We start from the raw sequence: 21,338 nt of genomic DNA, 5'->3' as shown, positions 1-21,338 counted from the left end.
AGACCTTCCACCACAAGGGGGATCGCCGGCCGGCACCGTTGACTCGGTGCCGGCCGGCGGCACATCCACCGGCGGTGTGTCGCGCGGGCCCGGGAGCGCGGGCGGATCAGGTGGCGCTGATGGTGCCCGTCATCAGCAGGGCGAGCACCAGGGTGCCCAGCGCGACCCGGTACAGCACGAAGACGTACAGGGTGTGGTGGGCGACGTAGCGCAGCAGCCAGGCGATGGCCGCGTACCCCACGCCGAAGGCGATGATGGTGGCGACGATCATCTGCGCCACGCTCGGCACCGACGTGCCGGGGGCCGCCGGCTCGAACACGTCACCGACGCTGAAGATCCCGGACATCACCACCGCCGGGATGGCGAGCAGGAACGAGTAGCGCGCCGCCGCCTCCCGGGTGAGGTTGAGCAGCAGCCCGGCGGTAAGCGTGCCGCCGGAGCGGGACACCCCGGGGATCAGCGCCATCGCCTGGGCGAAACCCATCACCACGCCGTCGCGCATCCGGAAGTTCTCCAGGGTGCGGCTCTGCCGGCCCCAGTACTCGGCGAACGCGAGCACGAACGCGAAGACGATCAGGGTGGTGGCCACCAGCCACAGGTTCCGGCCGGCGGTGCGGATCTGGTCCTTGAACAGGAAACCGAACAGCCCGATCGGGATCGAGCCGACGATGACGTACCAGCCCATCCGGTAGTCGAGGCTGGAGCGCACCGACTTGTCCCTGATGCCGACCAGCCACGTACGGGTGATGCGCCAGATGTCCTTGGCGAAGTAGATCAGCACCGCCGCCTCGGTGCCCAGCTGGGTGACCGCGGTGAACGACGCCCCGGCGTCCTGGTCGAAGAAGATCGCCGAGGTGATCCGCAGGTGACCGGACGAGCTGACCGGAAGGAACTCGGTCAGTCCCTGGACGACGCCCAGGACGATGGCCTCGATCCAGGTCACTCCCCGACTCCCGAGAGGTCCAGCGCCTCGGCGACGGTACGCAGGGTGTGCACGCCGCTGTCCCGGTCGGCGGCGAACAGGCTCACGGACAGGGTGGTGACGCCGGCGGCGGCGTACTCCCGCATCCGCTCGGCGATGCGCTCCTTCGGGCCGAGCAGCGAGGTGCGGTCGATGAACTCCATCGGCACCGCGGCGGCCGCGTCGCGCTGTCGCTTGGCCAGGTAGAGCTCCTGCACCTCGCGGGCGGCGTCGCCGTAGCCCATGCGGGTGGCGAGCTGGTTGTAGAAGTTCTGCTGCCGGCTGCCCATGCCGCCGACGTAGAGGGCCGCGTACCAGCGGACCAGCTCGGCGCAGGTGGCGATGTCGTCGCCGACCACCACGGGCACCGACGGGACCACGTCGAAGCCGGCCAGCTCCTTGCCGGCCTTCGCCCGACCGGCGCGCACCGACGCGAGCTGCTCCTCGGCGAACTCCGGCGCGTAGAAGACGGCCAGCCAGCCGTCGGCGATCTCGCCGGCCAGTTCCAGGTTCTTCGGACCCACGGCCGCGAGGTAGATCGGTATGTGCTCACGCGGCGGGTGGAAGCCCAGCTTCAGCGCCTTGCCCGGACCGTCGGGCAGCGGCAGCGTGTAGAACTCGCCGTCGTACGCGACAGCCTTCCGGGCGACGGCCAGCTTCACGATGTCCACGAACTCGCGGGTCCGCGCCAGCGGCTTGGCGAACCGCACGCCGTGCCAGCCCTCGGAGACCTGCGGGCCGGACACGCCGAGGCCGAGCCGGAACCGGCCGCCGGACAGCGCGTCGATGGTCGCCGCGGTCATCGCGGTCATCGCCGGGGTACGGGCGGGGATCTGCATCACCGCGCTGCCCAGGTCGATCCGCTCCGTCTGCCCGGCCATCCAGGCGAGCATGCTCGGCGAGTCGGAGCCGTAGGCCTCCGCCGCCCACACCACCGAGTAGCCGAGCCGGTCCGCCTCCTGGGCGAAAGCCAGGTGATCGGCCGGCGTGCTCCACGCCGTCTGGTATCCGAGGCTGAGCCCGAGTCGCACTAGGTCCTCCCCCATCCGCACCACAGGTCGCATCAGGTTACGCAATGCCGGGAGGCGGCCCGTCCACCGGTCGCCTCAACCCGGGGGCGGAGCCCGGACGGTCGGAAACGCGACGCGCCCGGCACACTTGACGGGAGCGAGGATATCGGCGGGCCCTCGTTCGAAATAAGGTTCACCCATGCAACAGCGACCGCTCGGCCGAAGCGGGCTGGCGGTTTCGCGGCTCGCGCTCGGCACCATGACGTGGGGCCGGGACACCGACGCCGACGATGCGGCCGCCCAGCTGAAGAGTTTCCTCGACGCGGGCGGCAACCTGATCGACACCGCCGACGTCTACGGCGACGGCGACGCCGAGTCGGTGATCGGGTCGCTGCTGGGCTCCCTGGTGCCGCGCGAGGAGCTGCTGATCGCTACCAAGGCGGGGCTGCGACCGGGCAGCGGCCGGCGTCGGGACGGCTCCCGGGGGCACCTGTTGCGCACGCTCGACGCCTCGCTGCGCCGGCTGGGCACGGACCACGTCGACCTGTTCCAGCTGCACGGGTACGACCCCGACACGCCGCTGGAGGAGACGCTCGCGGCGCTCGACCACGCGGTGGCCAGCGGCCGGGTCCGCTACGTCGGGGTGTCGAACTTCGCCGGCTGGCAGACCGCGCGGGCGGCAGCCTGGCAGACCGCCTGGCCGGGACGCGCCCCGGTGGTGGCGGCACAGGTGGAGTACTCGCTGCTGGAGCGGGGCGTGGAGCGGGAGGTGCTGCCCGCCTGCGAGGCCCTCGGGCTGGGGGTGCTGCCCTGGTCGCCGCTGGGCCGCGGGGTGCTCACCGGCAAGTACCGGCACGGCAGGCCCGCCGACTCGCGGGCGGCCTCGCCGCACTTCGAGCGGTTCGTCGCCACCTACCTGGAGCCGCGCTGTTCCAGCATCGTGGAGGCGGTCGCCATCGCCGCGGGCGGGCTGGGCGTCTCCCCGACGGAGGTGGCGCTGGCCTGGATCCGCGACCGGCCCGGGGTGGTGGCCCCGATCCTCGGCGCGCGGACGGTCGGGCAGCTGCTCGGCGCGCTCCAGGTCGAGCGGATGACCCTGCCGGAGGAGATCGTCACCGCGCTGGACGACGTGTCGGCCGTGCCGGTGGGCTACCCCGAGCGCGACGGCTGACCCGCGCACCGGGGACGGGGCGCGGTCAGGCCGTGGGGCGTTGACCGGGCAGGTCGCGTACGGCGGCGAGGAAGCGGGACTGGTCGTCGCGGGTGGCCGGGTTGACGATCCGGATCCAGGACCCGTCGTCGAACACGATGGTGGACGGGAACTGCATGAGGCGGGCCGCGCCGTGGTCGGAGTCGATCCGCGCGACGCGCCGCCGCGGCACGCTCCACAGCACCTGGGGGCGCCGCCGGTCCTCGCGGTCGGGGTCGGGGCGGCGTCCCATCCGCAGCAGGTGCAGGTGGGTGTCGGTGACCGCCAGCGGGGTGCCGGTGTAGCGCTCGAGGAAGAGCAGCAGGCTGCCGGCGAGGGTGGCCAGGTCGCCGCTGAAGACGTACCGCCGCCGGTAGGCGATCTCGGCGAGCTGGTCGGCCAGCGGCCGGTAGCGGCTGAGCCGGAACAGCGCCCGGAAGGCCTCCTGCTCGGCGGTGAGCGGCACCGGTTCCCGGGGTGCGGCGCCCGGCGCGGGCTCCGGCTCGGCCGCCTCCGGCGTGCCCGCGGCGAGGACGGCGGCCTTGCCGGGCAGCAGCAGGACGCCGGCGGCGATCCGTACGGGCGTCAGCACGGCGTCGACCCAGGCGACCGGGTTGACGATGTTGAGCAGCCCGAAGAGCGCGCGCGGATCGAGCGCCTCGGCCAGCTCGGCGTTCACCCGGTCGGCGAGCTGGCTGCCGGCCCGGTGGTTCTCCGGGGCCCGGACCGGCGCGAGGCCGACGTAGCGGATCTCCTCGCCGGGCAGCAGGGGCGCGACCAGGGCACGCTCGGGCTCGTCGGTGGTGCGGAACTCGTCGCGCAGCTCACGGGCCTTGTCCCGGGCGACCCGCGCACCGCCCAGCACCGCGTCGGTCAGCCGGCCCAGCCGACTGCGCCCCTCGGACACGCCCACCCCCTCGATCGACCGTCACCTGCCGGCCGGCTGCTCCGCCGGCGGCTGCCCGAAGACATTCTGGTCGATCCACTCGGCGCCGCCCTGCACCGCCGCGTCGACCTTGTCGCCGACCTGGTCCATGCCGGGCACCGACAGGCCGGAGACCATCGCGACGGTGCCCCAGGTGGCGCCGTGCACGACGGAGTTCGGGATGTTCCACGGCAGGTTGGTGGCCCAGTCCCGGCCGATCATCCGCGCCCCGTCGGCCATGCCGTGCGCCCGCAGCGCCCCGAGGCGCTCGAACGTGCTCATGTCGAACGGCGTGCCGGACTTGCCGAGCTTCCAGCTGCCCTTCGCCGGGTCCATGAACTTGTGGAACCACTTGTCGGCGTCGCCGGCGGCGCGGCGCTTGTCGGCGTACTTCTGGCCGGCGCGCAGCGCCTTCTGCTTGTCGACCAGCTTGTCCAGGTGGTTGCGCAGCTTGCGCAGGTAGAGCAGGACCCGTTGCAGCAGCCGGATGACCTTCTGCAGGTGCGTCGCCAGCGGGCGGATGATCTTCAACATCCGGGCCAGCGCGATCATGCCCCGGGTGACCCCCAGCGCCACCCCGGCCGCCCAGGACGCCCCGGCGGTGAACGGGGCCATCAGCAGCGCGGTGACCAGCGTCACCAGCAGGAAGTTGACGAACTCGACGCAGATGTCGACCAGCACGTCGTGCACGGTCTGCAAGGCGTCGGCGATCCCGCGCAGGTACTCGGCCGTGGCGGCGAACTGCTCGGCGACGTCCAGCAGCTGCTGCTCGACCTCGGCCATCCGCCGCCCGTACGCCTCGCCGGACGGGGAGCGCCAGCCGGCCTGTTCGGCCTCGCGCACGCCGCGGTGGTTCATCGCCAGCTCGCGCACCTGCACGGCCAGCGCGTCCCACTCCGTGGCCTTGGCGCGTAGCGCGGCCGGCTCGCCGTCGACGAGGTCGACGAGCTGGATCAGCGGCCACGCGAGGGTGCGGCAGACGCTGTCGACCACCTTGTCCACGCCGGACAGGGCGTTGTCGATGCCGTTCCAGAGCTCGACGGCGGTGCCCGCGGGCCCGCTCACCGGGGGATTCCGGCGCCGATGGCGCGGAAGGAGGCGTCGATGTCCTGCTCGTTGCGCTCGTAGGCCTCGGCCGTCCCGCCCAGCGCGCCGCCGACCCGCTCGAACGCGTCGTGGCCGGACCGGAACAGCTCCATCCCCCCGGTGACCTGCTCGGCGTACTTCTCGCGCAGCATGTCGCTGACGAACGGCAGGTGCCCGAAGGCGCCGTCCGGTATGTCGCCCGCGGACGTGATCCGGCTCTCCAGCGCGGTCAGCGAGGTGGCCACCCGCTTCGCCGCCGCCTCCAGCCGACGCACCGCCTGCACGTCGACGTCGATGTCAGGCACGCCGTTCCTCCCCCACTCGCCCGGCGGGACGACGATACGATCATGCCGCCGCCGGGCGCCACCCCGGACGGCACCGCGCAGGGAGGTTCTCATGTCTGACCCGCTGTCCGCGTTCGACGCCCTCGCCGGACGGCTCGCCGACATCGAACGCCGCTTCGCCGGGCTCAAGGACGACCTGGACGAGCTGAGCGCCACCGCCACCGACGACAGCGGCCTGGTGTCCGCCACCGTCGACGCCACCGGCGAGCTGACCGGCCTGAACCTGGCCCCGACCGCGCTGCGGGTGGGCACCGAGGACCTCGCGGCCATGGTGCTGCAGGCGTACCGGCAGGCCCGCACTGCGGCGACCGAGCAGCTCGACGAGCGCACCGGGGGTCTCGACGCGACGCTCGGCGCGGGCCTGAACGGGATCTTCGGCACCCCCGGCGACTTCGCCTCGCTGGGCCGCCTGGAGGAGGCCATGGGACGGCTCGGCCGGCTCGACGGCCGCCTGCCGGGGCCGCCGGCATGACGTCGCCGGGCTGGCCAGACATCGTCGCCCGGCTCCACGACACGCTGTCGGGCTGCGACCGCGACACCGACCTGGAACTCGCCGCCGGCCCCCGCCGGCTGCACCTGATGGTGCGCCGGGACACCGTCCGTGGGGTCTGCCCGCCCTACGACGAGCCAGGCCTGGCCGAACTCGGCTGGCAGGCGCCGCGAGGGGCCGGCGGCTGGTGGTACGAGACGCCGCGCACCGCCGAGGGCCTGCGCTGGTGGAGCGGGTTCGCGGCGCGGACCGCCGCCACGGTGCTCACCACGGAGCCCGGCGCGCTGTCCTGCCAGATCCTCCCGCCCACCGGTCCCCGGGTGCGGCCGGAGCCGACCGTGCCGCCGGTGCCCCGCGTCCGGGCCGCCGAACCCGTCGCCGTCGCCGCGCAGCCCGGTGCCGGGGCCGCGCAGCCCGGTGCCGGGGCCGCGCAGCCCGGTGCCGGGGCCGCGCGAGTGCCCGCCCCGCCGCCCGCGAACCTGTCTGCGGAGCCGTCCGCGGGCCTGCCCCCGGAACTGCCCGTGGAGCCGTCCGCGGACCCGCCCGCGGAGCCGCCCGCGGACCCAAGCGCGGACGAGGCGCCGAACGGGGCTGACCCGGGCGGCGCGTCCGTGCTCGACCTGCTCAGTGAGGCCGGGGCGAGGCGGGACCTGCCCGGCTACCTCGGCATCCTCGCCGCTGCGGCGGTCTGCGTACCGCTGGCGGCGGAGCCGGGACCGGACCGCGACGTGCCGTGGACGATCGTCACCGACCCGACCGGCGCGCCGCTGCTGCCCGTCTTCACCTCCCCGGAGGCGCTGACCGCGTTCGCCGGGGAGGGCGTGCCGTTCGTCGCCGTGCCCTGCGCGGACCTGCTCGCGGACTGGCCCGACCCGGCGTGGGGCCTGGTGGTGGACGCGGGCACCCCGCGCGCCCTGGCCCTGGGGGCGTCGTCGCTGGCCGCCCTGCTGGCGGCGAACCCGCCCACCGGCTGACCACCGGCGGGCGGCCGTGCCGCTACCGGGCGCGCCGGCCGCGCCGGACGAGCCGCACGGCGTACACGACCGCGCCGACGACGAGCAGGACGCCCAGGAGCTGGAGGCCCGGCGAGTCGTCGGCCTCGCCGAGCACGATGCCGGCGACGCCGAGCGCGACGACGAGGAGGGCGATCAGATACGTCATGGCATCTCCCTGGGAAGCGGACTGGAATCTCATTCGTCGACCCACTCGAGCAGGTCGCCGGGCTGACAGTCGAGCACCCGGCACATGGCCTCCAGGGTGCTGAACCGGACGGCCTTGGCCCGGCCGTTCTTCAGCACCGCCACGTTCGCCGGCGTGAGTCCGACGCGCTCGGCGAACTCGCCGACGCTCATCTTGCGTTTGGCCAACTCGACGTCGATGCGGACGACGATGGGCATCAGATCACCGCCTCCATGTCGGTCCGCAGCGTCGTGGCCTGCCGCAGCAGCGCGCGCATCACCACCATCAGCAGGCCCAGCACGGCGACGCCCACCAGCATCAGGAACAGCAGGAGCGGCAGCCCGGGGTCCGACGCGTTGAAGCCGACGTAGAGGAATACGCCCAGCAGCACCACCCAGGCGGCGACGATCGACCAGACGATCGCGTCCACCCACCTCAGCGAGGCGTCGCTGAAGATGCGGTCGTTCTTGACCAGGGTGAGCAGCTTCCAGGTGGATACGACCACCACCTGGACACACAGCACCCAGAACACCGCGACGGCGGTCATCGGCCACCTGAGGTAGGCCTGCTCCGGGGACTCCTCGGCCATGTGCGCGAACTGCCCGGGCAGCGAGAAGGTCTGGAGCATGACCAGGATCCCGAACAGCACCACGAGGAAGACTCTGAGCGGGGCTACCGCTCGATGCTCGTTGAACATGCATCGACTATCGCTCTCAACCTATCGAAAGTCAATAGGTTCGACGATCTCCGGGACGCCGGGCTGTCACGCGGCGCAGCGGCGCGGGTCACCGGCGAGGGGGTGGCGGAGGCCTTCCGGGCTGGGCAGCATGGAGGTCATGGACTACGAGTACGCGCCGCTGCGGCTGCCGCCGGACGTCGACCGGTTGACCGCCGCGGCGCAGTTGGCGATCCAGGCGGAGTTCTCCGGGTGGGAGTTGGCGCGGGTACGGCTGTACCGCGACGGCACGCGGCAGGTGGTGCTGCGCCGCCGCCGGGTCAACCAGCCGCAGCCGGGACTGTCCTACTGAGCACGACGAAGGCCCGGGGCCGACCGTCCGGTCGGGCCCCGGGCCTGCACCGCCTGACCGGCGGGCCGTCACCGCCTAGTGGGCGTGGTCGTGCTCCTCGTCGAGCTCCATGAACGGGTGCTCGTCGAGCCGGCCGACCAGCCGGTCGTCGGCGGCCGGCTGGAACGGGCCCACCGGGTCGTCGTCGTCGAAGGACTCCAGGTCCACCGGCGTGCCGACCTCGCTGACCATCACCACGCCGTCGAGCGGCTCCAGCTCCGGCACGTCCAACGCGCCGAGCGAGCCGTCACCGCTCTGGAGCAGCTCCAGCACCGCCTCGCCGACCCCCTCGACGGGCTCCGGCTCGTCCTCCTCCGGGGTGCCCTCCCGCCGGGCGGCCTCCGCGACCCGGATCAGCGCCGACACGCTCGGCACCCGGTAGTCGCGCCGCTGGCGCACCGAGATGACCTGCGGGTGCGGGTCGGTGGGCTCCACGCCCTCCGCGCCCCCGAAGCGCTGGTCGGCCTCCTCGGGGTCGATCGACTCGACGTCCCACGGGGTGACCTCGCCGAAGGCGTCCAGGAGTTGCTCGTCATACGCGAAGGACGCGTTGTTCAGCGCGACGTACGCCTGCCAGACGTCGTCGTCGTCGATGCGGCCCTGCGCGGCGCGGACGGCGGCCAGGTGGTGGCGGGCCGCATCGATCACGCGCTCGAGGGCGGCGTCCAGCTCACCGTGCTGGTCGGTCATGTGGGTCAGTCCCTTCACGATCAGAGGTTCCCGCCGGAACACCGGGGTTCCTGGCGGGGGCTAGCAGGTGCGGAGGAACCGGTCGAGAACCCGCACGCCGAACTGTAGTCCGTCCACCGGAACCCGCTCGTCGATGCCGTGGAACAGCGCGGAGAAGTTCAGGTCGGCGGGCAGCCGCAGCGGCGCGAAGCCGAAGCAGCGGATGCCGAGCTGCGAGAACGCCTTCGCGTCGGTGCCGCCGGAGAGCATGTACGGCACCGGCCGCGCCCCCGGGTCCTCCGCGCGCAGCGCGGCGGACATCGCGTCGACCAGGTCGCCGTCGAACGTCGTCTCCAGCGCCGGCTGGCGCTGGACGTACTCGATGACGATGTCCGGACCGACCAGCTCGCGCAGCTGCCGCTCCAGCAGCTCCGACTGCCCCGGCAGGCTGCGGCAGTCGATGGTGGCGGTGGCCCGGCCGGGGATGACATTGTCCTTGTACCCGGCGGCGAGCCGGGTCGGGTTGGCGGTGTTGCGGATCGTCGCGCCGATGATGTTGGCGATCGGCCCGAGCTTGGCGATGGCGGTCTCCGGGTCCTCCGGGTCCAGCTCGACGCCGAGCAGGTCGGAGACCTCCTCCAGGAACGCCCGCACGGTGTCGGTGACCACCACGGGGAAGCGGTGCCGGCCGATCCGGGCCACCGCCTCGGCGAGCGCGGTGACCGCGTTGTCGTCGTGGATCATCGAGCCGTGCCCGGGGCGGCCCCTGGCGTGCAGGCGCAGCCAGTCGATGCCCTTCTCGGCCGTCTCGATGAGGTAGAGCCGCTGGCTGTCGTTGACCGAGTACGAGAAGCCGCCGACCTCGCCGATGGCCTCGGTGCAGCCGTCGAACAGACCGCGGTGCCGCTCGACCAGGAAGTGCGCGCCGTAGTCGCTGCCCGCCTCCTCGTCGGCCGTGTACGCGAGGACGATGTCCCGGGGCGGGCGGACCCCGGTGCGCTGCCAGTGCCGCACCACGGCCAGCACCATCGCGTCGAAGTCCTTCATGTCGATGGCGCCCCGGCCCCACAGGTAGCCGTCGCGCAGCTCCCCGGAGAAGGGGTGCACCGACCACTCGTCGGCGTCGGCGGGGACGACGTCGAGGTGGCCGTGCACCAGCAGCGCCCCGCGGCCCGGGTCGGTGCCGGGGATGCGGGCGACCAGGTTGGCCCGGCCGGGCGCCGACTCGTGGATGACGGACTCGACGCCCACCTCGGCCAGCTTCTCCGCCACGTACTCGGCGGCGAGGCGTTCCCCGGCGCTGGTGTCGTTGTCCCCGGTGTTGGTGGTGTCGATCCGCAGGAGGTCACGGCAGAGGTCGACGACCTCGTCGGTGGGGTCGGGTCGGGCGGAGGCGGAGTCGGTCGTCATCGGTTCTTCATACCAGCCCACGGGCCCGCTGCGGTCGCCCCGCCCCGCCGGGTCGACGCCGGCGCGGGGCACGGCCGGCCACCGGGCCCGGTTTCGCCGCCGACGCGGTCGGGTACCGCCGCTCGCGACCGTTCCCCCACCACGTGCGCCGCCCGCCACAGAGGAGGGCACCATGACCGTTCCCCTGCCACCACTGCCGCCGACCGGAGAGGACGAGGGCTTCCGGCCGGGCGGGCGCAGCATCGCCGACATCCTCGACGCCGAGCACCGGCAACTGCGGGAGCTGCTGCGGCGGCTCACCGACCCGGGCCCGGAGCCCGCCCCCGAGCGCGGCCTGGAGGTGCTCACGGCGGCGCTGTCCCGGCACCTCTCCGCCGAGGAGCAGTACCTGCTGCCCGCCGTCCGGAGCGCGCTGCCCGACGCGGCGGACCGGATCGACCGGGCCATCGCGGACGACCGGGCCCTGCTGACCGCCCTGAAGGGGCTCACCGACGAAGGGCTCGCCGACGTCGCCGCGCGGGTCCACCGCCACGTCGAGGAGGCGGGCGCGCTCGTCGCGGCGCTGCGCGAGGTGGCCAGCGCCGAGGAGCTGATCCGCCTGGGCAACCGGCTGGAGATCGCCGAGGAGGCCGCCCCGACGCGCCCGCACCCCGGCACCCCGGCGACCCCGCCGTGGAACCGGGTGGTCGAGCCGGCGGTGGGCGTCGTCGACAAGGTCCGCGACGCCGTCACCGGCCGACCCACGTACCTGGCCGACCTCACCGAACGGCCGCCGGGCTGAGCCGGCGGCGGGCGCGGTCGGGGCACGCCGGAGCGAATCGGGCACACATCGGAAGGCGTTGATCCGTTCAGGGCCTTCCGTCGGCCGCTACGGGGTCATACCGTCACGGTATGAATCTGGAGCTGCGACACCTGAGGGTGGTCTGCGCGATCGCGGAGACGGGGAGCGTGACCAAGGCGGCATCGACGCTCGGCCTGGCCCAGCCGGCACTCACCGCCCAGCTCCAGCGCATCGAGCGGACGCTGGGCGGGCCACTTTTCGAGCGGGACCGCCGCGGCGCCCGCCCGACCGCCCTCGGCGAGCTGGTGCTCGCCCGGGCACGGGTGCTGCTGCCGGCGATGAAGGGCCTGCAGGACGAGGCGGCGCGGCTGGCCGGGGCCGGGGACGTGCCCCGCCGCTACCGGTTCGGCGGGGTGAACAGCCCCATCCTCGGCCGGCTCGTGCACCGGCTCGCCGCCGAGCACCCACCCGCACAGATCACCACCCACGCCTCCTGGTCGGCCGACGAGCTGGCCCAGCTGGTCGCCGGCGGCCGGCTGGACTTCGCGCTGATCGGGGTGTGCGGCGACGCGGCCCCGCCGGCCGAACTCGGGTTGAGCTGGCGGGAGGTGGCGGTCGACCCGGTGCTGGTGCTGCTGCCGGAGCAGCACCCGCTGGCCGGGCACGCCGAGGTGCGCCTGGTGGACCTGAGCCGCGAGCAGTGGGTCGCCGCGCCCGGCGACGGCTGCTTCGGCGACTGCTTCGCCGCCGCCTGCGCCCGCGCCGGCTTCACCCCCCGCAAGGTGTACGAGACCGACGTGCGCTGCTGCATCGACATGGTGGACTCCGGCGAGGCGATCGCGCTCTGCCAGGCCACCTTCCGCCCGGTCGCCGGGTTGGTCACCCGGATGCTGGCCGGGACGCCGCTGCGCTGGCGGCTGATGCTGGGCTGGCATCCCGACTCCCCCGCCGCCCGCGACACCGAACTGGTGCTGGAGACCGCGCTGGCCGCGTACACCGACTCGCTGGCGGCCCATCCGGAGTACCTGGCCTGGCTGCTGCGCAACCCGAGCTACGGGGCGCGGAGGCTGACGGCCGCCGGGGCCGACGGGGTGCGAACCGCGTAGCGCCGGGTATCAGGCGGACATGACCGATGCCAACCCCGCCGCCGACGACCGGAAGATCCTCCGGCAGGCCGCCGCCACGCACACCGCCGCCGCCCGCGACGTGGAGGCGTTCCTGCGTCGCCTGCCCGAGGTGCCCGACCCGGCGGACGTCACGGAGTACGCCAACCTGCTGACCCGCGAGGAGCGGGCGCGCGCCGACCGCGAGGCGGCGGCCGACGCCGCGGGCCTGACGATCGGCAGCCTGGAGAGCGAGCACGGTTGACCACGGCAGGCGGCGCCCGGGTCCTCCCGGGCGCCGCCTGTTCGCGGGCTCAGCGTTCGACGAGGACGTCGTGGCCCAGGTCGAGCAGGGAGTGCCGCCACTCGTCGTCGGCGTTGCCGCGCGGCGGCTTCTCGTCCAGCAGGGACTGGATCTCGTCGATCGCGTCCCGCATCACCCGGATGTCCTCCGGCGTGAGGTCTACCTTGCGCTTGGTCAGCACCCGCAGGATCCGCCGGCCCAACCCGGGCAGGTCGAGGTCCGGGTCGGGCCCGAACGACTCCTCCCCGGAGCCGCGGGTGAGCAACCACTGCCGCAACTGTTCCGACGGGACGTTCACCTGGGCGTGGAAGTCGTCCCAGAGCACCTCCACATCGGGTTCGAGCCGCTGCTCGCGTACCATCAGCCCTCCTCTCGACGGCGGCGGTCGGACTCCGCCGGCTCCGGGTCGTCGCCCTGCTGGCCCACGCCCTCCGGCGGCATCCGCACCCGGGCGGGGTTGGCGGTCGGCGGGGCCACGATCGGATCGGTGCGCTCGCTCTCGTCCCGGGTCTCCTCGGGTTCGCTCATGTCCGCCCTCCGGTCATCGGGGATGGGACGTCGTGGCCGGGGTGTAGCCGCGCTCGCCGGCCGTGACGTCGAAGGCGAGTCGCCCGTCGCGGGCGTCCACGGTGACCTTCTGGCCGGGTGAGACCGCCGACTCCAGCAGCATCCGGGACAGCTGGTTGTCCACCTCCCGCTGGATGACCCGGCGCAACGGCCGGGCGCCGAACTCCGGCTGGTAGCCGTGCTCGGCGATCCAGTCGACGGCGGCGGTGGTGAAGTGCACCTGGATGTCCTGCGCGTGCAGGCGGCGGCGGGTCTCCTCCAGCAGCAGGCCGGTGATCTGGCGCAGCTGCTCGGCCTCCAGCCGACGGAAGATGATCACCTCGTCGATGCGGTTGAGGAACTCCGGTCGGAAGTTCTCCTGGAGCCGGTGCATCAGCCGCTCGCGCAGTTCGTCGCGCTCCTGCTCGCCGCCGTCCGCGCCGGTGCCGAAGCCGACGGCGCGCTGGGCGCCGGTGATCAGTTCCGAGCCGAGGTTGCTCGTCATGATCAGTACGGTGTTCTTGAAGTTGACCGTACGGCCCTGGCTGTCGGTGAGCCGCCCGTCGTCGAGCACCTGGAGCAGGATGTTGAACACGTCGGGGTGGGCCTTCTCGATCTCGTCGAGCAGCACCACCGCGTACGGGCGGCGGCGGACCGCCTCGGTGAGCTGCCCGGCCTCCTCGTAGCCGACGTACCCGGGCGGGGCGCCGACGAGCCGGCTGACCGTGTGCCGCTCCTGGAACTCGCTCATGTCCACCCGGACCATCCGGTCGGCCTCGCCGAACAGCGCCTCCGCGAGGGCCCGGGCCAGCTCGGTCTTGCCGACGCCGGTGGGCCCGAGGAAGAGGAAGCTGCCCATCGGGCGGTCCGGGTCGGCCAGCCCGGCACGCGAACGGCGGACCGCCTCGGCGACCGCGGTGACCGCGTCCTCCTGGCCGACCACCTTCTGGTGCAGGTGGCCCTCCAGGCGCAGCAGCCGGTCGCGTTCCTCCTCGGTGAGCTGGCTGATCGGGATGCCGGTGGCGCGGGAGACCACCTCCGCGATCTCCTGCGGCCCGACGGCCGGCACCTGCGACGAGCCGCCCTCGTCGCCCCGGGCCCGGCGGATCTGCTCCTCGATCTCGGCGAGCTGGTCGCGCAGCGCGGACGCCTTCTCGTACTGCTCGTCGGCGACGGCCTGCTCCTTGTCCCGGCGTACCTCGTCGAGCTGAGTCTCCAGCTCCCGCACGTCGGAGGCCGGCGTGCGGGTGCGCAGCCGGACCCGGGCGCCGGCCTGGTCGATCAGGTCGATCGCCTTGTCCGGCAGGAACCGGTCGGTCACGTACCGGTCGGACAACTCGGTCGCGGCGACCAACGCCTCGTCGGTGAACCGCACCTGGTGGTGGGCCTCGTAGCGGTCGCGCAGCCCGCGCAGGATCGCCACGGTGTCGTCGACGGTGGGCTCCGGCACGAAAACCGGCTGGAACCGGCGGGCCAGCGCCGCGTCCTTCTCGATGCTCTTGCGGTACTCGTCCAGCGTGGTCGCGCCGATCACCCGCAGTTCGCCCCGGGCCAGCGCCGGCTTGAGCATGTTCGAGGCGTCCATGCCGCCCTCGCTGCCCGCCCCGCCCGCGCCGACCAGGGTGTGGATCTCGTCCAGGAAGACGATCAGCTCGTCGCGGTGGGCGCGGATCTCGTCGATGACCTTCTTCAGCCGCTCCTCGAAGTCGCCCCGGTACCGGGTTCCCGCCACCAGGCCGGCCAGGTCGAGCTGGATCACCCGCTTGCCGAGCAGCGTCTGCGGCACGTCGCCGTCGCAGATCCGCTCCGCCAGGCCCTCCACGATCGCGGTCTTGCCGACGCCGGCCTCGCCGATCAGCACCGGGTTGTTCTTCGTCCGCCGGGACAGGATCTCGACGGCCTGCTCGATCTCCTCGGCCCGGCCGATCACCGGGTCGATCTGGTCGTTGCGGGCCAGGTCGGTGAGGTCCTGGCCGTACTGGTCCAGGGTGGGTGTGCCGCGGTCGGGCCGCGGCCCGGTCATCGGCCCGCGCTCGGCGCTGGCCGCCTGCAACGACTCGGGCTGGATCCGGCCGGCGGCGAGCATCCGTCCGGCCGGGGACTCCGGGTTCAGCGGCAGCGCCATCAGGATGTGCTCGGGGCCGATGTAGTTGGCGCCCATCGCCCGCGACAGCTGGTGGGCGTCGAGCAGCGCCCGCTTGGCCGCCGGGGTGAGCGACAGGTTGGGCGGCACCTCGCCCTTGGGCGCGCCGTCGCCGCGCCCACCGAGCGCGTTGAGCAGCGTGTCCGGGTCTGCGCCGGCGCGACGGACGAGGTCGCGCAGCGGTTCGCGTTGCAGCGCGGCCCAGAGCAGGTGGTCCGTGTCGAGGTCGCTGCTCTGCCGCTGGGCGGCCCGGCGGGCCGCGTCGGCCAGCATCTCCCTGGCGTCGGCGGTCATCAGCCGGGTGATGTCGACCCGGTGCGCGGGTCGGCGCCCACCCTCGCCCCGGCCGAAGTACCGGGCCAGGAACTCGTCCCAGGGGTCGGAGCCGAAGTCACCGGGTCCCATCATGTCTGTCCTCCGCAGTCGGGCGCGACGGTCGCCAGGGGCTACCCCGCGACCGTCGCGACAAACGCCGCCGCCACGGGGGCGGGCAGGGCACCACGCCGCGGCTCGGGGCGGATGAGGGGGTGCCCTGCGCACCCACGGGGCGGATGGGTGGCAGGCTGGCGGCATGGACCCGACGACGCCGCTGCTGATCGTGGACGCCGCCAACGTGGTGGGGTCCCGCCCGGACGGTTGGTGGCGGGACCGCGCGGGCGCGACCGCCCGGCTGCGCGACTCGCTGGCCCCGGTCGCCGCCGCCGGGCTGCCCCCGCAGCTGCCGCCCCCGGTGGAGGTGGTGCTGGTGGTGGAGGGCCGGGCGCGGGACGTGCCGGGCACGGCCGGGGTCCGGGTGGTCGCCGCGCCCGGATCCGGGGACGACGCCGTCGTCGACCTGGTCGCCGCCGCGCCGCAGCGCCGGCGGCTGGTCGTCACCGCCGACCGTGAGCTGCGGGAACGCGTCACCGCGCGGGGCGCCGAGGTGTACGGACCGCGCTGGCTGCGGGACCGACCGGCCCCACCCGGTTAGTCCCGTCAATCGGACTACCGGCACTTGCGGTCGACAACCGGTCAGCGGGGCAGGAACACTGACAGGGCGGATGTTCTCTCACCGTGAGGGATAGGCTCTAATGGAGGCCTCCCCGCCCCCAGGAGGTTTCGCCCGTGGCGAGCGTCGCCGAGCTCAAGGCAGCCATCGATGTCGCGCTCCAACAGATCGGCGACGGCCAGAGTGCCGTGCAGGCGGCCGGCGAGAAGCTGGCCGAGGCGCAGCAGACCCTGGCCGGCGCGCTGGAGGGCAGCGGGCACGAGACGGTCGAGGCGGCCCAGTCCTCGCTGACCCAGGCCAGCCAGGAGCTGGAGGAGTGCCTCGCCGCGACACTCGTCGCCGTCGAGCAGGCGCAACTCTACGTCGCGACGCTCTGAGGTTCGGCCGTGTCCATCGTCGAGGACGTCGGCGCACAGGTCCGCGCCGCCGCCGATGACCTGCCGCTCGCGCAGCTGGCCCTGGCGCTGGAGAAGTTCGGGCTGGCCGCCGAGCGGCTGCGCTGGGTCCGCCAGGAGTCGGCCGACCCGATGGGGGTGCCGGAGCTCTCCGCCGCCACCGAGCACGCCGAGACCGCCGGCTACGCGCTGCGCGTCGCGCAGGAGCAGCTCTCGGCGTACCTGGCCGCGATCGGGCTGGCCGCCGACGGTTCCCCGGCCCCCGGGCCGCAGGAGCAGCGGCGCCGGCCTGCCCACGACGCGCCACGCGAGGCGGCCCCGGGGGCTCCGGCGCCGGAGCCGGCCGCCGAGGTGACGCCCCGCCGCTGGTGGGCCGTACGGGTGGCCGAGCTGACGGGCGGCCGGGAGGGCCCGCCCGCCCAGCCCGACGAGAAGGTCGACGACGCCCGGGAGTTGCTGCGCCGGGTCGTCGGCGGGGTCCGTGCCGGCGACCGCGACCGGCTGCACACCGAGCTGCGACGCGCGCACGCCGACGTCGGCCTCGGCCTGGCGGCGGTGGCCCCGCCGCTGCTGCGCGAGCTGGCCGGGGAGCTGCTCGGGCACCCGCCGCGCGCCGAGGACCTCAGACGGTTGCACCGCGAGCTGGACGGCCGGGTGCGGGACCTGCTGCCCGGCCTGCCCCCCGCGGTGCTGGACACGCTGCTGACCCGGATCTGCCGGATGCCCCCGCCGCGGCGCGGCGAGGCGGAGCAGCCGCACGCCGCCGACCCGGCCGTCACCGCGGGGGTGCTCACCGGGGTGTTGCTGGCCCGGCTCGGCCGGGACCTGCCCACCGACGACGAGCGGGCCCGGCAGGCCGACACGGACCGGGAGCGACGCGCCGCCGCCGAGCGGGACCGCCGGGCGGAGACCGCCCGCGACCGGGCCGACGACGCCGAGTGGCAGCGACGCGCCGCCGCCGCGAAGGGCCGGGTGGCCGCCGCGCGCGAGCGGGTCGCGGCGGCCCGGGACCGGGCGGAGGCGGCACACGACCAGTCGGCGGCGGCCCGGGAGCGGGCGACGACAGCCGGCCAGGCCGCTGCGAAGCCGGACCGGGCGTCACCGCCCGGCCAGCACGGCCCGACGGCCGACCGGGCGGCGACGCACGGCCGGCCCGGCGGCGCGACGGGCTCCGGCGAACCGACGGGCCCCGGCGGAGGGACCGGCTCCGGCGGCGCGACGGCGCGACGCGGTGGACCGGCCGCCGACGCGAGCGCCCCGGGACGGCCCGGGTCGGCTGGCCGCGTCTGGTCGAGCCCGCCCTCGGGCCGGCGGGCGTCGGACGGCAGCCCGGACCCGCGCGGGCGGGGCGTCGATGGCTGACCGGCGCAGCCAGCTGGTCACCCGGGTCCGGGGCATGCTGGGCGAGGCCCTCGGTGCCACCCGGACCCGGCTGTCCACCGCGCAGGCCGAGCTGACCACGGCCCGGGAGCGGCTGGCGAAGGTCCGGCGGGCCGCGGCGGTCGTGCCGGAGCGGGTGGGCGCGCAGCGCGACCGGCGGCTGGCCGAGATCGACGACCGGCACGCCGCACGGATCGCGGAGCTGGCCCGGCGCGCGGCGGACGCGGCGCAGCGGGAGGCCCCCGGGGCGGCCTCGGCGGACTGGACGCGGTGGCGACCGACCCCCACCCGGCGGGCCGAGCCGCCGGGCGCGCTGCGCATCGGCACGGTACGCATCCCCGGCGCCGAACCGGTGCCGGCGCTGGTGCCGCTGCTCGACGCCGGCCACGTCGAGCTGACCGGGGACGACCGGGAGGGCTGCGACGCGGTGGTGTCGGCGCTGCTGCTGCGCGGCGTCGGGCGCGCCGATCCCGGTGCCGTCCGACTGGTCGGCTACGACCCCGAGCACCTGGGCGGCGGCCTGGCCGGTTTCGCCCCCCTCGGCACCGCCGGGCTGCTCACCTTCGTCGGCCCGGGCGGGCTGGCCCGGCTGCTCGACGACCTGGTCGAGCAGATCCGCCGGATCAACGAGACGGTGCTGGCCGGGGAGTTCGTCTCGCTGCGCGAGCTGGCCGCCGCCACCGGTCGCCGGCCCGAGCCGTGGCGGGTGGCGGTGCTGCTGGGCGGGGACGAGCTGTCGCGGCACGAGCGCGGCCAGCTCGACCGGGTGGTCCGCACCGGGGCGGCCTGCGGCGTGCACCTGGTGGTGCGGGGCGTGTCGCTACCCGAGGATCCCACCGTGACCCGGGTGGGCGCGCACGCCGCCGGCGCCCGGATCGGCGGGCCGGACGGCCTGCCCGTACGCCTCGACCCGCCGCCCCCGCCGGTCCTGGTCACCGAGACCTGCCGGGAGGTGGCGGCGCGGGTCAACGCCGGCCCCGCCCCGACCCCGTTCACCGACCTGCTGCCGCCGGTGGAGCAGATGTGGCGGGAGGATTCCGCCACCGGGCTGACCGCCCCGATCGGCGAGGGCCCGCACGGCCGGCCGGTGCTGCTCACCCTGGGCGACTACCCGCCGCACGCGTTGATCGGCGGCCCGTCCGGCACCGGAAAGACCAACCTGATCTTCGCCTGGATCGGGGCGCTGGCCGCCCGCTACTCCCCCGCCGAGCTGGAGTTCTACCTGCTGGACTTCAAGGAGGGGGTGTCCTTCGCCCGGTTCGCCAAGGGCCGGCGGGACCCGAGCTGGCTGCCGCACATGCGGCTCGTCGGGATCAACGTCAACACCGACCGGGAGTTCGGCCTGGCGTTGCTGCGCTTCCTCGCCGAGGAGCTGCGCCGGCGGGCCGACGCCGCGAAGAAGCACGAGGTCACCAAGCTCGCCGAGCTGCGCGCGGTCGACCCCACGGGGCACTGGCCGCGGATCGTCGCGGTGGTCGACGAGTTCCAGATGCTGCTGGCCGGGCGGGACGTGGTCGCCCGGGAGGCCGCCGACCTGCTGGAGGACCTCGCCCGGCGCGGCCGGTCGCAGGGCATCCACCTGGTGCTCGCCTCGCAGGACGTACGCGGCATCGAGGCGCTGTGGGGCCGGCCGGCCCTGGTCGCGCAGTTCACGTTGCGCATCGCGCTGCCGAAGGCGCTGCGGATCCTCGCCGAGCGCAACGACGCCGCCCAGTCCCTGCCGCGCCACCACGCGGTGGTCAACGCGGAGTCGGGCATGGCGGAGGGCAACCAGGTGGCCCGGATCCCGTCGGCCAGCGACTGGGAGACGTGGAGCGAGTTGCAGCACCGGCTGTGGCGGATGCGCCCGCAGGACGCCGCGCCGGCCCGGCTCTTCGACGGCGACGCGATCCCCCGCCTCGCCGACGCGCCGGACTTCCGGGCGCTGACCGCGCCGGAGACGGGGCATCCGCGTACGCCGGTGGCGCTGCTCGGCGAGATCATCGACGTGCAGTCCCGCTCGGCGGCGTTGCGGCTGCCCCGGGCTCCCGGCCGCAACCTGGCGGTGCTCGGCACCCGGGTGGACGAGGCGTGCGCGGTGCTCGACGCGGCGGCCCGCTCCCTGGCCCGCCAGCACCGCCCCGGTACGGCGCGTTTCTCGATCGCCTGCCTCGACCCGGACGCCGACCCGGCGGCCCGGTCCCTCTACGAGGATCTCGCCGACGACGCCGCCTGGTACGACGAGGAGACGGTCGGCGAGCTGATGGCCGAGACCGCCGAGGGGCTCGGCACGCCGGGCACCCCGCACTACCTGCTGCTGTTCGCCGTCGACGCGGCGGCCGGGGCGTTGGCGGCGCGGATCGGCCGGCGCACCGGGCTGGAGGAGCTGCGCCGGATCCTGCACGACGGGCCGGAGCGGCGCACCCACGTGCTCGCCTGGTGGCGCGGCGTCGCCCGGATGCGGGCGGACCTGGGCGGGCCGGCGGCCCGCACGGACCAGATCGGCGCCTGGGTGGCGCTGGACGCCCACGGCGGCGAGCTGGGTTCGTCGCTGTATCCGGGCACCGGCGGCCCGGACTGGTATCCCCGCCCCTGGCGGGGGCTGTTCTTCGACCGGGCGGTGCACCGCACCGGCCAGGTGATCATCCCCTACGGGCCGGCGCGATGAACGAACCGGTGACCAGTGAGTCGTACGCGGCCCAGATCCGTCGGCTGGCCGAGCTGAGCGCGCGGGTGCGTGTCCAGCGGGCCGAGGCGCACACCTGGCACGCCCAGCAGTGCGCCGCGGCCGAGCGGGCCGTCGCCGAGGCGGAGGCCGAGCTGCGGCGCGCGGAACGGGATCTGGTCGACGCCCGGGAGGAGCAGGAACGGGTGGACGCCGAGGTCGCCGACCTGTGGCAGCTGCTGCGCGGCCGGCTCGGGGGCTCGGGTCGTCGGGCGGGCGGGCCACCCGCCCCGGTGCCCGGCGCGACGGGCGACCCGGCTCCGCTGCTGGCCGGCGTGCGGGACCTGCTCAACCGCACCCGCCAGCCGGGTGACCTACCGGGCTCGGTCAACCCGCTGCTGGCCTTGTGCGGGGTGGCGGGCGCGGTGCTCGCGTACGCCCTCGGCGGCGCGGCCCGGGCTGCCGGCGACCGGTACGGCGGCGAGCTGGCCGTCGGGCTGCCGGTGCTGGCCCTGGTGGTGACGCTGCTGGGCCCGCTGGTCGGTCTGGTGCCGGCGAAGGTCCTCGCCGACCGCCGGCACGCCGTGCTCGGCCCTCGGCCGATGACCGTCGTGCTCGTCGCCGGGCTGGTGACCACCGTCGCGCTGCTGGTCGCCGGCCGCTGAGCCCGCAGCCCCGCCGCCGAAGCGCGGCCCCGCCGCTGGAACCGTGCGCCGCCGAAGCG

General features: G+C 74.7%; 25 protein-coding genes. 12 read left to right on the top strand and 13 right to left on the bottom strand.

Going from position 1 to position 21,338, the window contains the following annotated elements; all coding sequences use genetic code 11:
• Positions 1-106 precede the first annotated feature (106 nt).
• Both ACFHW0_RS26620 and ACFHW0_RS26615 read right to left on the bottom strand, forming a co-directional pair.
• Positions 107-943, bottom strand: coding sequence for an undecaprenyl-diphosphate phosphatase (locus tag ACFHW0_RS26620; protein WP_121397964.1), 837 nt, complete (start codon positions 941-943; stop codon positions 107-109).
• On the bottom strand, positions 940-1,992 hold the full coding sequence (locus tag ACFHW0_RS26615; RefSeq protein WP_121397963.1) for an LLM class F420-dependent oxidoreductase: 1,053 nt from the start codon (positions 1,990-1,992) through the stop codon (positions 940-942). Before ACFHW0_RS26615 ends, ACFHW0_RS26620 begins: the two co-directional genes overlap by 4 nt.
• A gap of 178 nt (positions 1,993-2,170) precedes the next feature.
• Between ACFHW0_RS26615 and ACFHW0_RS26610 the strand changes: the two genes are divergently transcribed.
• Positions 2,171-3,142: an aldo/keto reductase gene (locus ACFHW0_RS26610; RefSeq protein WP_311414926.1), complete on the top strand. Its 972-nt coding sequence runs from the start codon at positions 2,171-2,173 to the stop codon at positions 3,140-3,142.
• A 25-nt stretch (positions 3,143-3,167) separates the two neighbouring features.
• Here ACFHW0_RS26610 and ACFHW0_RS26605 read toward each other — a convergent pair whose 3' ends face one another.
• From ACFHW0_RS26605 to ACFHW0_RS26595, 3 genes are read right to left on the bottom strand one after another with little or no spacing between them, the layout of a single operon-like run.
• On the bottom strand, positions 3,168-4,067 hold the full coding sequence (locus ACFHW0_RS26605; RefSeq protein WP_416611878.1) for a hypothetical protein: 900 nt from the start codon (positions 4,065-4,067) through the stop codon (positions 3,168-3,170).
• Positions 4,068-4,088: 21 nt separating this feature from the next.
• Positions 4,089-5,150: a WXG100 family type VII secretion target gene (locus ACFHW0_RS26600; RefSeq protein ID WP_416611876.1), complete on the bottom strand. Its 1,062-nt coding sequence runs from the start codon at positions 5,148-5,150 to the stop codon at positions 4,089-4,091.
• A complete protein-coding gene (locus tag ACFHW0_RS26595) occupies positions 5,147-5,476 on the bottom strand; it encodes a hypothetical protein (RefSeq protein ID WP_416611874.1) in 330 nt (109 codons plus the stop codon). The genes ACFHW0_RS26600 and ACFHW0_RS26595 overlap by 4 nt, the downstream gene beginning before the upstream one ends.
• A gap of 91 nt (positions 5,477-5,567) precedes the next feature.
• On the opposite strand from ACFHW0_RS26595, the gene ACFHW0_RS26590 reads away from it, so the two are divergent.
• Together ACFHW0_RS26590 and ACFHW0_RS26585 are read left to right on the top strand one after the other, a co-directional pair.
• Positions 5,568-5,987, top strand: a complete 420-nt coding sequence (locus ACFHW0_RS26590) for a YbaB/EbfC family nucleoid-associated protein (RefSeq protein ID WP_416611872.1) — start codon at positions 5,568-5,570, stop codon at positions 5,985-5,987.
• On the top strand, positions 5,984-6,979 hold the full coding sequence (locus ACFHW0_RS26585) for an SseB family protein (protein WP_416611870.1): 996 nt from the start codon (positions 5,984-5,986) through the stop codon (positions 6,977-6,979). Before ACFHW0_RS26590 ends, ACFHW0_RS26585 begins: the two co-directional genes overlap by 4 nt.
• Positions 6,980-7,001: 22 nt before the next feature.
• Here ACFHW0_RS26585 and ACFHW0_RS26580 read toward each other — a convergent pair whose 3' ends face one another.
• Genes ACFHW0_RS26580 through ACFHW0_RS26570 form a run of 3 tightly spaced genes read right to left on the bottom strand, consistent with a single transcriptional unit; the run spans position 7,002 to position 7,881 of the window.
• Positions 7,002-7,166 carry a hypothetical protein gene (locus ACFHW0_RS26580; protein WP_416611868.1) on the bottom strand — a complete coding sequence of 55 codons (165 nt, stop codon included), beginning with the start codon at positions 7,164-7,166 and terminating at the stop codon, positions 7,002-7,004.
• Positions 7,167-7,195: 29 nt separating this feature from the next.
• Positions 7,196-7,402 (bottom strand): helix-turn-helix domain-containing protein, encoded by a 207-nt coding sequence (locus tag ACFHW0_RS26575; RefSeq protein ID WP_026874506.1) that lies wholly within the window; start codon positions 7,400-7,402, stop codon positions 7,196-7,198.
• Positions 7,402-7,881 (bottom strand): DUF2975 domain-containing protein, encoded by a 480-nt coding sequence (locus tag ACFHW0_RS26570; RefSeq protein WP_416611866.1) that lies wholly within the window; start codon positions 7,879-7,881, stop codon positions 7,402-7,404. Before ACFHW0_RS26570 ends, ACFHW0_RS26575 begins: the two co-directional genes overlap by 1 nt.
• A gap of 139 nt (positions 7,882-8,020) precedes the next feature.
• On the opposite strand from ACFHW0_RS26570, the gene ACFHW0_RS26565 reads away from it, so the two are divergent.
• Positions 8,021-8,212: a DUF5703 family protein gene (locus tag ACFHW0_RS26565; RefSeq protein WP_121399254.1), complete on the top strand. Its 192-nt coding sequence runs from the start codon at positions 8,021-8,023 to the stop codon at positions 8,210-8,212.
• Positions 8,213-8,287: 75 nt separating this feature from the next.
• On the opposite strand, the gene ACFHW0_RS26560 is transcribed toward ACFHW0_RS26565, so the two are convergent.
• Both ACFHW0_RS26560 and ACFHW0_RS26555 read right to left on the bottom strand, forming a co-directional pair.
• Positions 8,288-8,941 carry a hypothetical protein gene (locus tag ACFHW0_RS26560; RefSeq protein WP_416611892.1) on the bottom strand — a complete coding sequence of 218 codons (654 nt, stop codon included), beginning with the start codon at positions 8,939-8,941 and terminating at the stop codon, positions 8,288-8,290.
• Between the two features lie 60 nt (positions 8,942-9,001).
• Positions 9,002-10,330, bottom strand: coding sequence for a M20/M25/M40 family metallo-hydrolase (locus tag ACFHW0_RS26555; RefSeq protein WP_416611864.1), 1,329 nt, complete (start codon positions 10,328-10,330; stop codon positions 9,002-9,004).
• Positions 10,331-10,502: 172 nt separating this feature from the next.
• On the opposite strand from ACFHW0_RS26555, the gene ACFHW0_RS26550 reads away from it, so the two are divergent.
• The 3 genes from ACFHW0_RS26550 (at position 10,503) to ACFHW0_RS26540 (ending at position 12,479) form a co-directional block, all read left to right on the top strand.
• Positions 10,503-11,111: a hemerythrin domain-containing protein gene (locus tag ACFHW0_RS26550; protein ID WP_416611862.1), complete on the top strand. Its 609-nt coding sequence runs from the start codon at positions 10,503-10,505 to the stop codon at positions 11,109-11,111.
• A gap of 110 nt (positions 11,112-11,221) precedes the next feature.
• A complete protein-coding gene (locus tag ACFHW0_RS26545; RefSeq protein ID WP_416611860.1) occupies positions 11,222-12,217 on the top strand; it encodes a LysR substrate-binding domain-containing protein in 996 nt (331 codons plus the stop codon).
• A gap of 19 nt (positions 12,218-12,236) precedes the next feature.
• The gene (locus ACFHW0_RS26540) at positions 12,237-12,479 is read left to right on the top strand and encodes a hypothetical protein (protein ID WP_416611858.1); all 243 of its coding nucleotides are present in this window, start codon (positions 12,237-12,239) and stop codon (positions 12,477-12,479) included.
• A gap of 49 nt (positions 12,480-12,528) precedes the next feature.
• On the opposite strand, the gene ACFHW0_RS26535 is transcribed toward ACFHW0_RS26540, so the two are convergent.
• Genes ACFHW0_RS26535 through ACFHW0_RS26525 form a run of 3 tightly spaced genes read right to left on the bottom strand, consistent with a single transcriptional unit; the run spans position 12,529 to position 15,615 of the window.
• A complete protein-coding gene (locus ACFHW0_RS26535) occupies positions 12,529-12,879 on the bottom strand; it encodes a DUF3140 domain-containing protein (protein WP_121397951.1) in 351 nt (116 codons plus the stop codon).
• Positions 12,879-13,046 (bottom strand): hypothetical protein, encoded by a 168-nt coding sequence (locus ACFHW0_RS26530; RefSeq protein WP_165947855.1) that lies wholly within the window; start codon positions 13,044-13,046, stop codon positions 12,879-12,881. The genes ACFHW0_RS26535 and ACFHW0_RS26530 overlap by 1 nt, the downstream gene beginning before the upstream one ends.
• 13 nt (positions 13,047-13,059) lie before the next feature.
• Positions 13,060-15,615 (bottom strand): ATP-dependent Clp protease ATP-binding subunit, encoded by a 2,556-nt coding sequence (locus ACFHW0_RS26525; RefSeq protein WP_416611855.1) that lies wholly within the window; start codon positions 15,613-15,615, stop codon positions 13,060-13,062.
• Between the two features lie 163 nt (positions 15,616-15,778).
• Between ACFHW0_RS26525 and ACFHW0_RS26520 the strand changes: the two genes are divergently transcribed.
• The 5 genes from ACFHW0_RS26520 (at position 15,779) to ACFHW0_RS26500 (ending at position 21,279) form a co-directional block, all read left to right on the top strand.
• A complete protein-coding gene (locus ACFHW0_RS26520) occupies positions 15,779-16,177 on the top strand; it encodes a hypothetical protein (protein WP_416611853.1) in 399 nt (132 codons plus the stop codon).
• A 134-nt stretch (positions 16,178-16,311) separates the two neighbouring features.
• Positions 16,312-16,572 (top strand): hypothetical protein, encoded by a 261-nt coding sequence (locus tag ACFHW0_RS26515; RefSeq protein ID WP_089000636.1) that lies wholly within the window; start codon positions 16,312-16,314, stop codon positions 16,570-16,572.
• 9 nt (positions 16,573-16,581) lie between these two features.
• Complete coding sequence (locus ACFHW0_RS26510) at positions 16,582-17,952, top strand: hypothetical protein (protein ID WP_416611851.1); 1,371 nt, start codon at positions 16,582-16,584, stop codon at positions 17,950-17,952.
• On the top strand, positions 17,945-20,617 hold the full coding sequence (locus ACFHW0_RS26505) for an FtsK/SpoIIIE domain-containing protein (protein WP_416611850.1): 2,673 nt from the start codon (positions 17,945-17,947) through the stop codon (positions 20,615-20,617). The genes ACFHW0_RS26510 and ACFHW0_RS26505 overlap by 8 nt, the downstream gene beginning before the upstream one ends.
• A complete protein-coding gene (locus ACFHW0_RS26500; RefSeq protein WP_416611848.1) occupies positions 20,614-21,279 on the top strand; it encodes a hypothetical protein in 666 nt (221 codons plus the stop codon). Before ACFHW0_RS26505 ends, ACFHW0_RS26500 begins: the two co-directional genes overlap by 4 nt.
• Positions 21,280-21,338 lie beyond the last annotated feature (59 nt).

This window comes from Micromonospora sp. LOL_025 (assembly GCF_048060285.1).
In the GTDB taxonomy this organism is placed as follows: Bacteria; Actinomycetota; Actinomycetes; order Mycobacteriales; family Micromonosporaceae; genus Micromonospora.
The sequence above is the reverse complement of the archived record's forward strand: the minus strand, read 5'-3'. Positions and strand labels throughout refer to the sequence as shown.

Bases quoted from the DNA above. Each gene is read 5' to 3' on its own strand.
- ACFHW0_RS26610 (WP_311414926.1), top strand. From the start codon at position 2,171: ATGCAACAGCGACCGCTCGGCCGAAGCGGGCTGGCGGTTTCGCGGCTC.
- ACFHW0_RS26590 (WP_416611872.1), top strand. From the start codon at position 5,568: ATGTCTGACCCGCTGTCCGCGTTCGACGCCCTCGCCGGACGGCTCGCC.
- ACFHW0_RS26585 (WP_416611870.1), top strand. From the start codon at position 5,984: ATGACGTCGCCGGGCTGGCCAGACATCGTCGCCCGGCTCCACGACACG.
- ACFHW0_RS26580 (WP_416611868.1), bottom strand. From the start codon at position 7,166: ATGACGTATCTGATCGCCCTCCTCGTCGTCGCGCTCGGCGTCGCCGGC.
- ACFHW0_RS26575 (WP_026874506.1), bottom strand. From the start codon at position 7,402: ATGCCCATCGTCGTCCGCATCGACGTCGAGTTGGCCAAACGCAAGATG.
- ACFHW0_RS26570 (WP_416611866.1), bottom strand. From the start codon at position 7,881: ATGTTCAACGAGCATCGAGCGGTAGCCCCGCTCAGAGTCTTCCTCGTG.
- ACFHW0_RS26565 (WP_121399254.1), top strand. From the start codon at position 8,021: ATGGACTACGAGTACGCGCCGCTGCGGCTGCCGCCGGACGTCGACCGG.
- ACFHW0_RS26560 (WP_416611892.1), bottom strand. From the start codon at position 8,941: ATGACCGACCAGCACGGTGAGCTGGACGCCGCCCTCGAGCGCGTGATC.
- ACFHW0_RS26555 (WP_416611864.1), bottom strand. From the start codon at position 10,330: ATGACGACCGACTCCGCCTCCGCCCGACCCGACCCCACCGACGAGGTC.
- ACFHW0_RS26550 (WP_416611862.1), top strand. From the start codon at position 10,503: ATGACCGTTCCCCTGCCACCACTGCCGCCGACCGGAGAGGACGAGGGC.
- ACFHW0_RS26545 (WP_416611860.1), top strand. From the start codon at position 11,222: ATGAATCTGGAGCTGCGACACCTGAGGGTGGTCTGCGCGATCGCGGAG.
- ACFHW0_RS26540 (WP_416611858.1), top strand. From the start codon at position 12,237: ATGACCGATGCCAACCCCGCCGCCGACGACCGGAAGATCCTCCGGCAG.
- ACFHW0_RS26535 (WP_121397951.1), bottom strand. From the start codon at position 12,879: ATGGTACGCGAGCAGCGGCTCGAACCCGATGTGGAGGTGCTCTGGGAC.
- ACFHW0_RS26530 (WP_165947855.1), bottom strand. From the start codon at position 13,046: ATGAGCGAACCCGAGGAGACCCGGGACGAGAGCGAGCGCACCGATCCG.
- ACFHW0_RS26525 (WP_416611855.1), bottom strand. From the start codon at position 15,615: ATGATGGGACCCGGTGACTTCGGCTCCGACCCCTGGGACGAGTTCCTG.
- ACFHW0_RS26520 (WP_416611853.1), top strand. From the start codon at position 15,779: ATGGACCCGACGACGCCGCTGCTGATCGTGGACGCCGCCAACGTGGTG.
- ACFHW0_RS26505 (WP_416611850.1), top strand. From the start codon at position 17,945: ATGGCTGACCGGCGCAGCCAGCTGGTCACCCGGGTCCGGGGCATGCTG.
- ACFHW0_RS26500 (WP_416611848.1), top strand. From the start codon at position 20,614: ATGAACGAACCGGTGACCAGTGAGTCGTACGCGGCCCAGATCCGTCGG.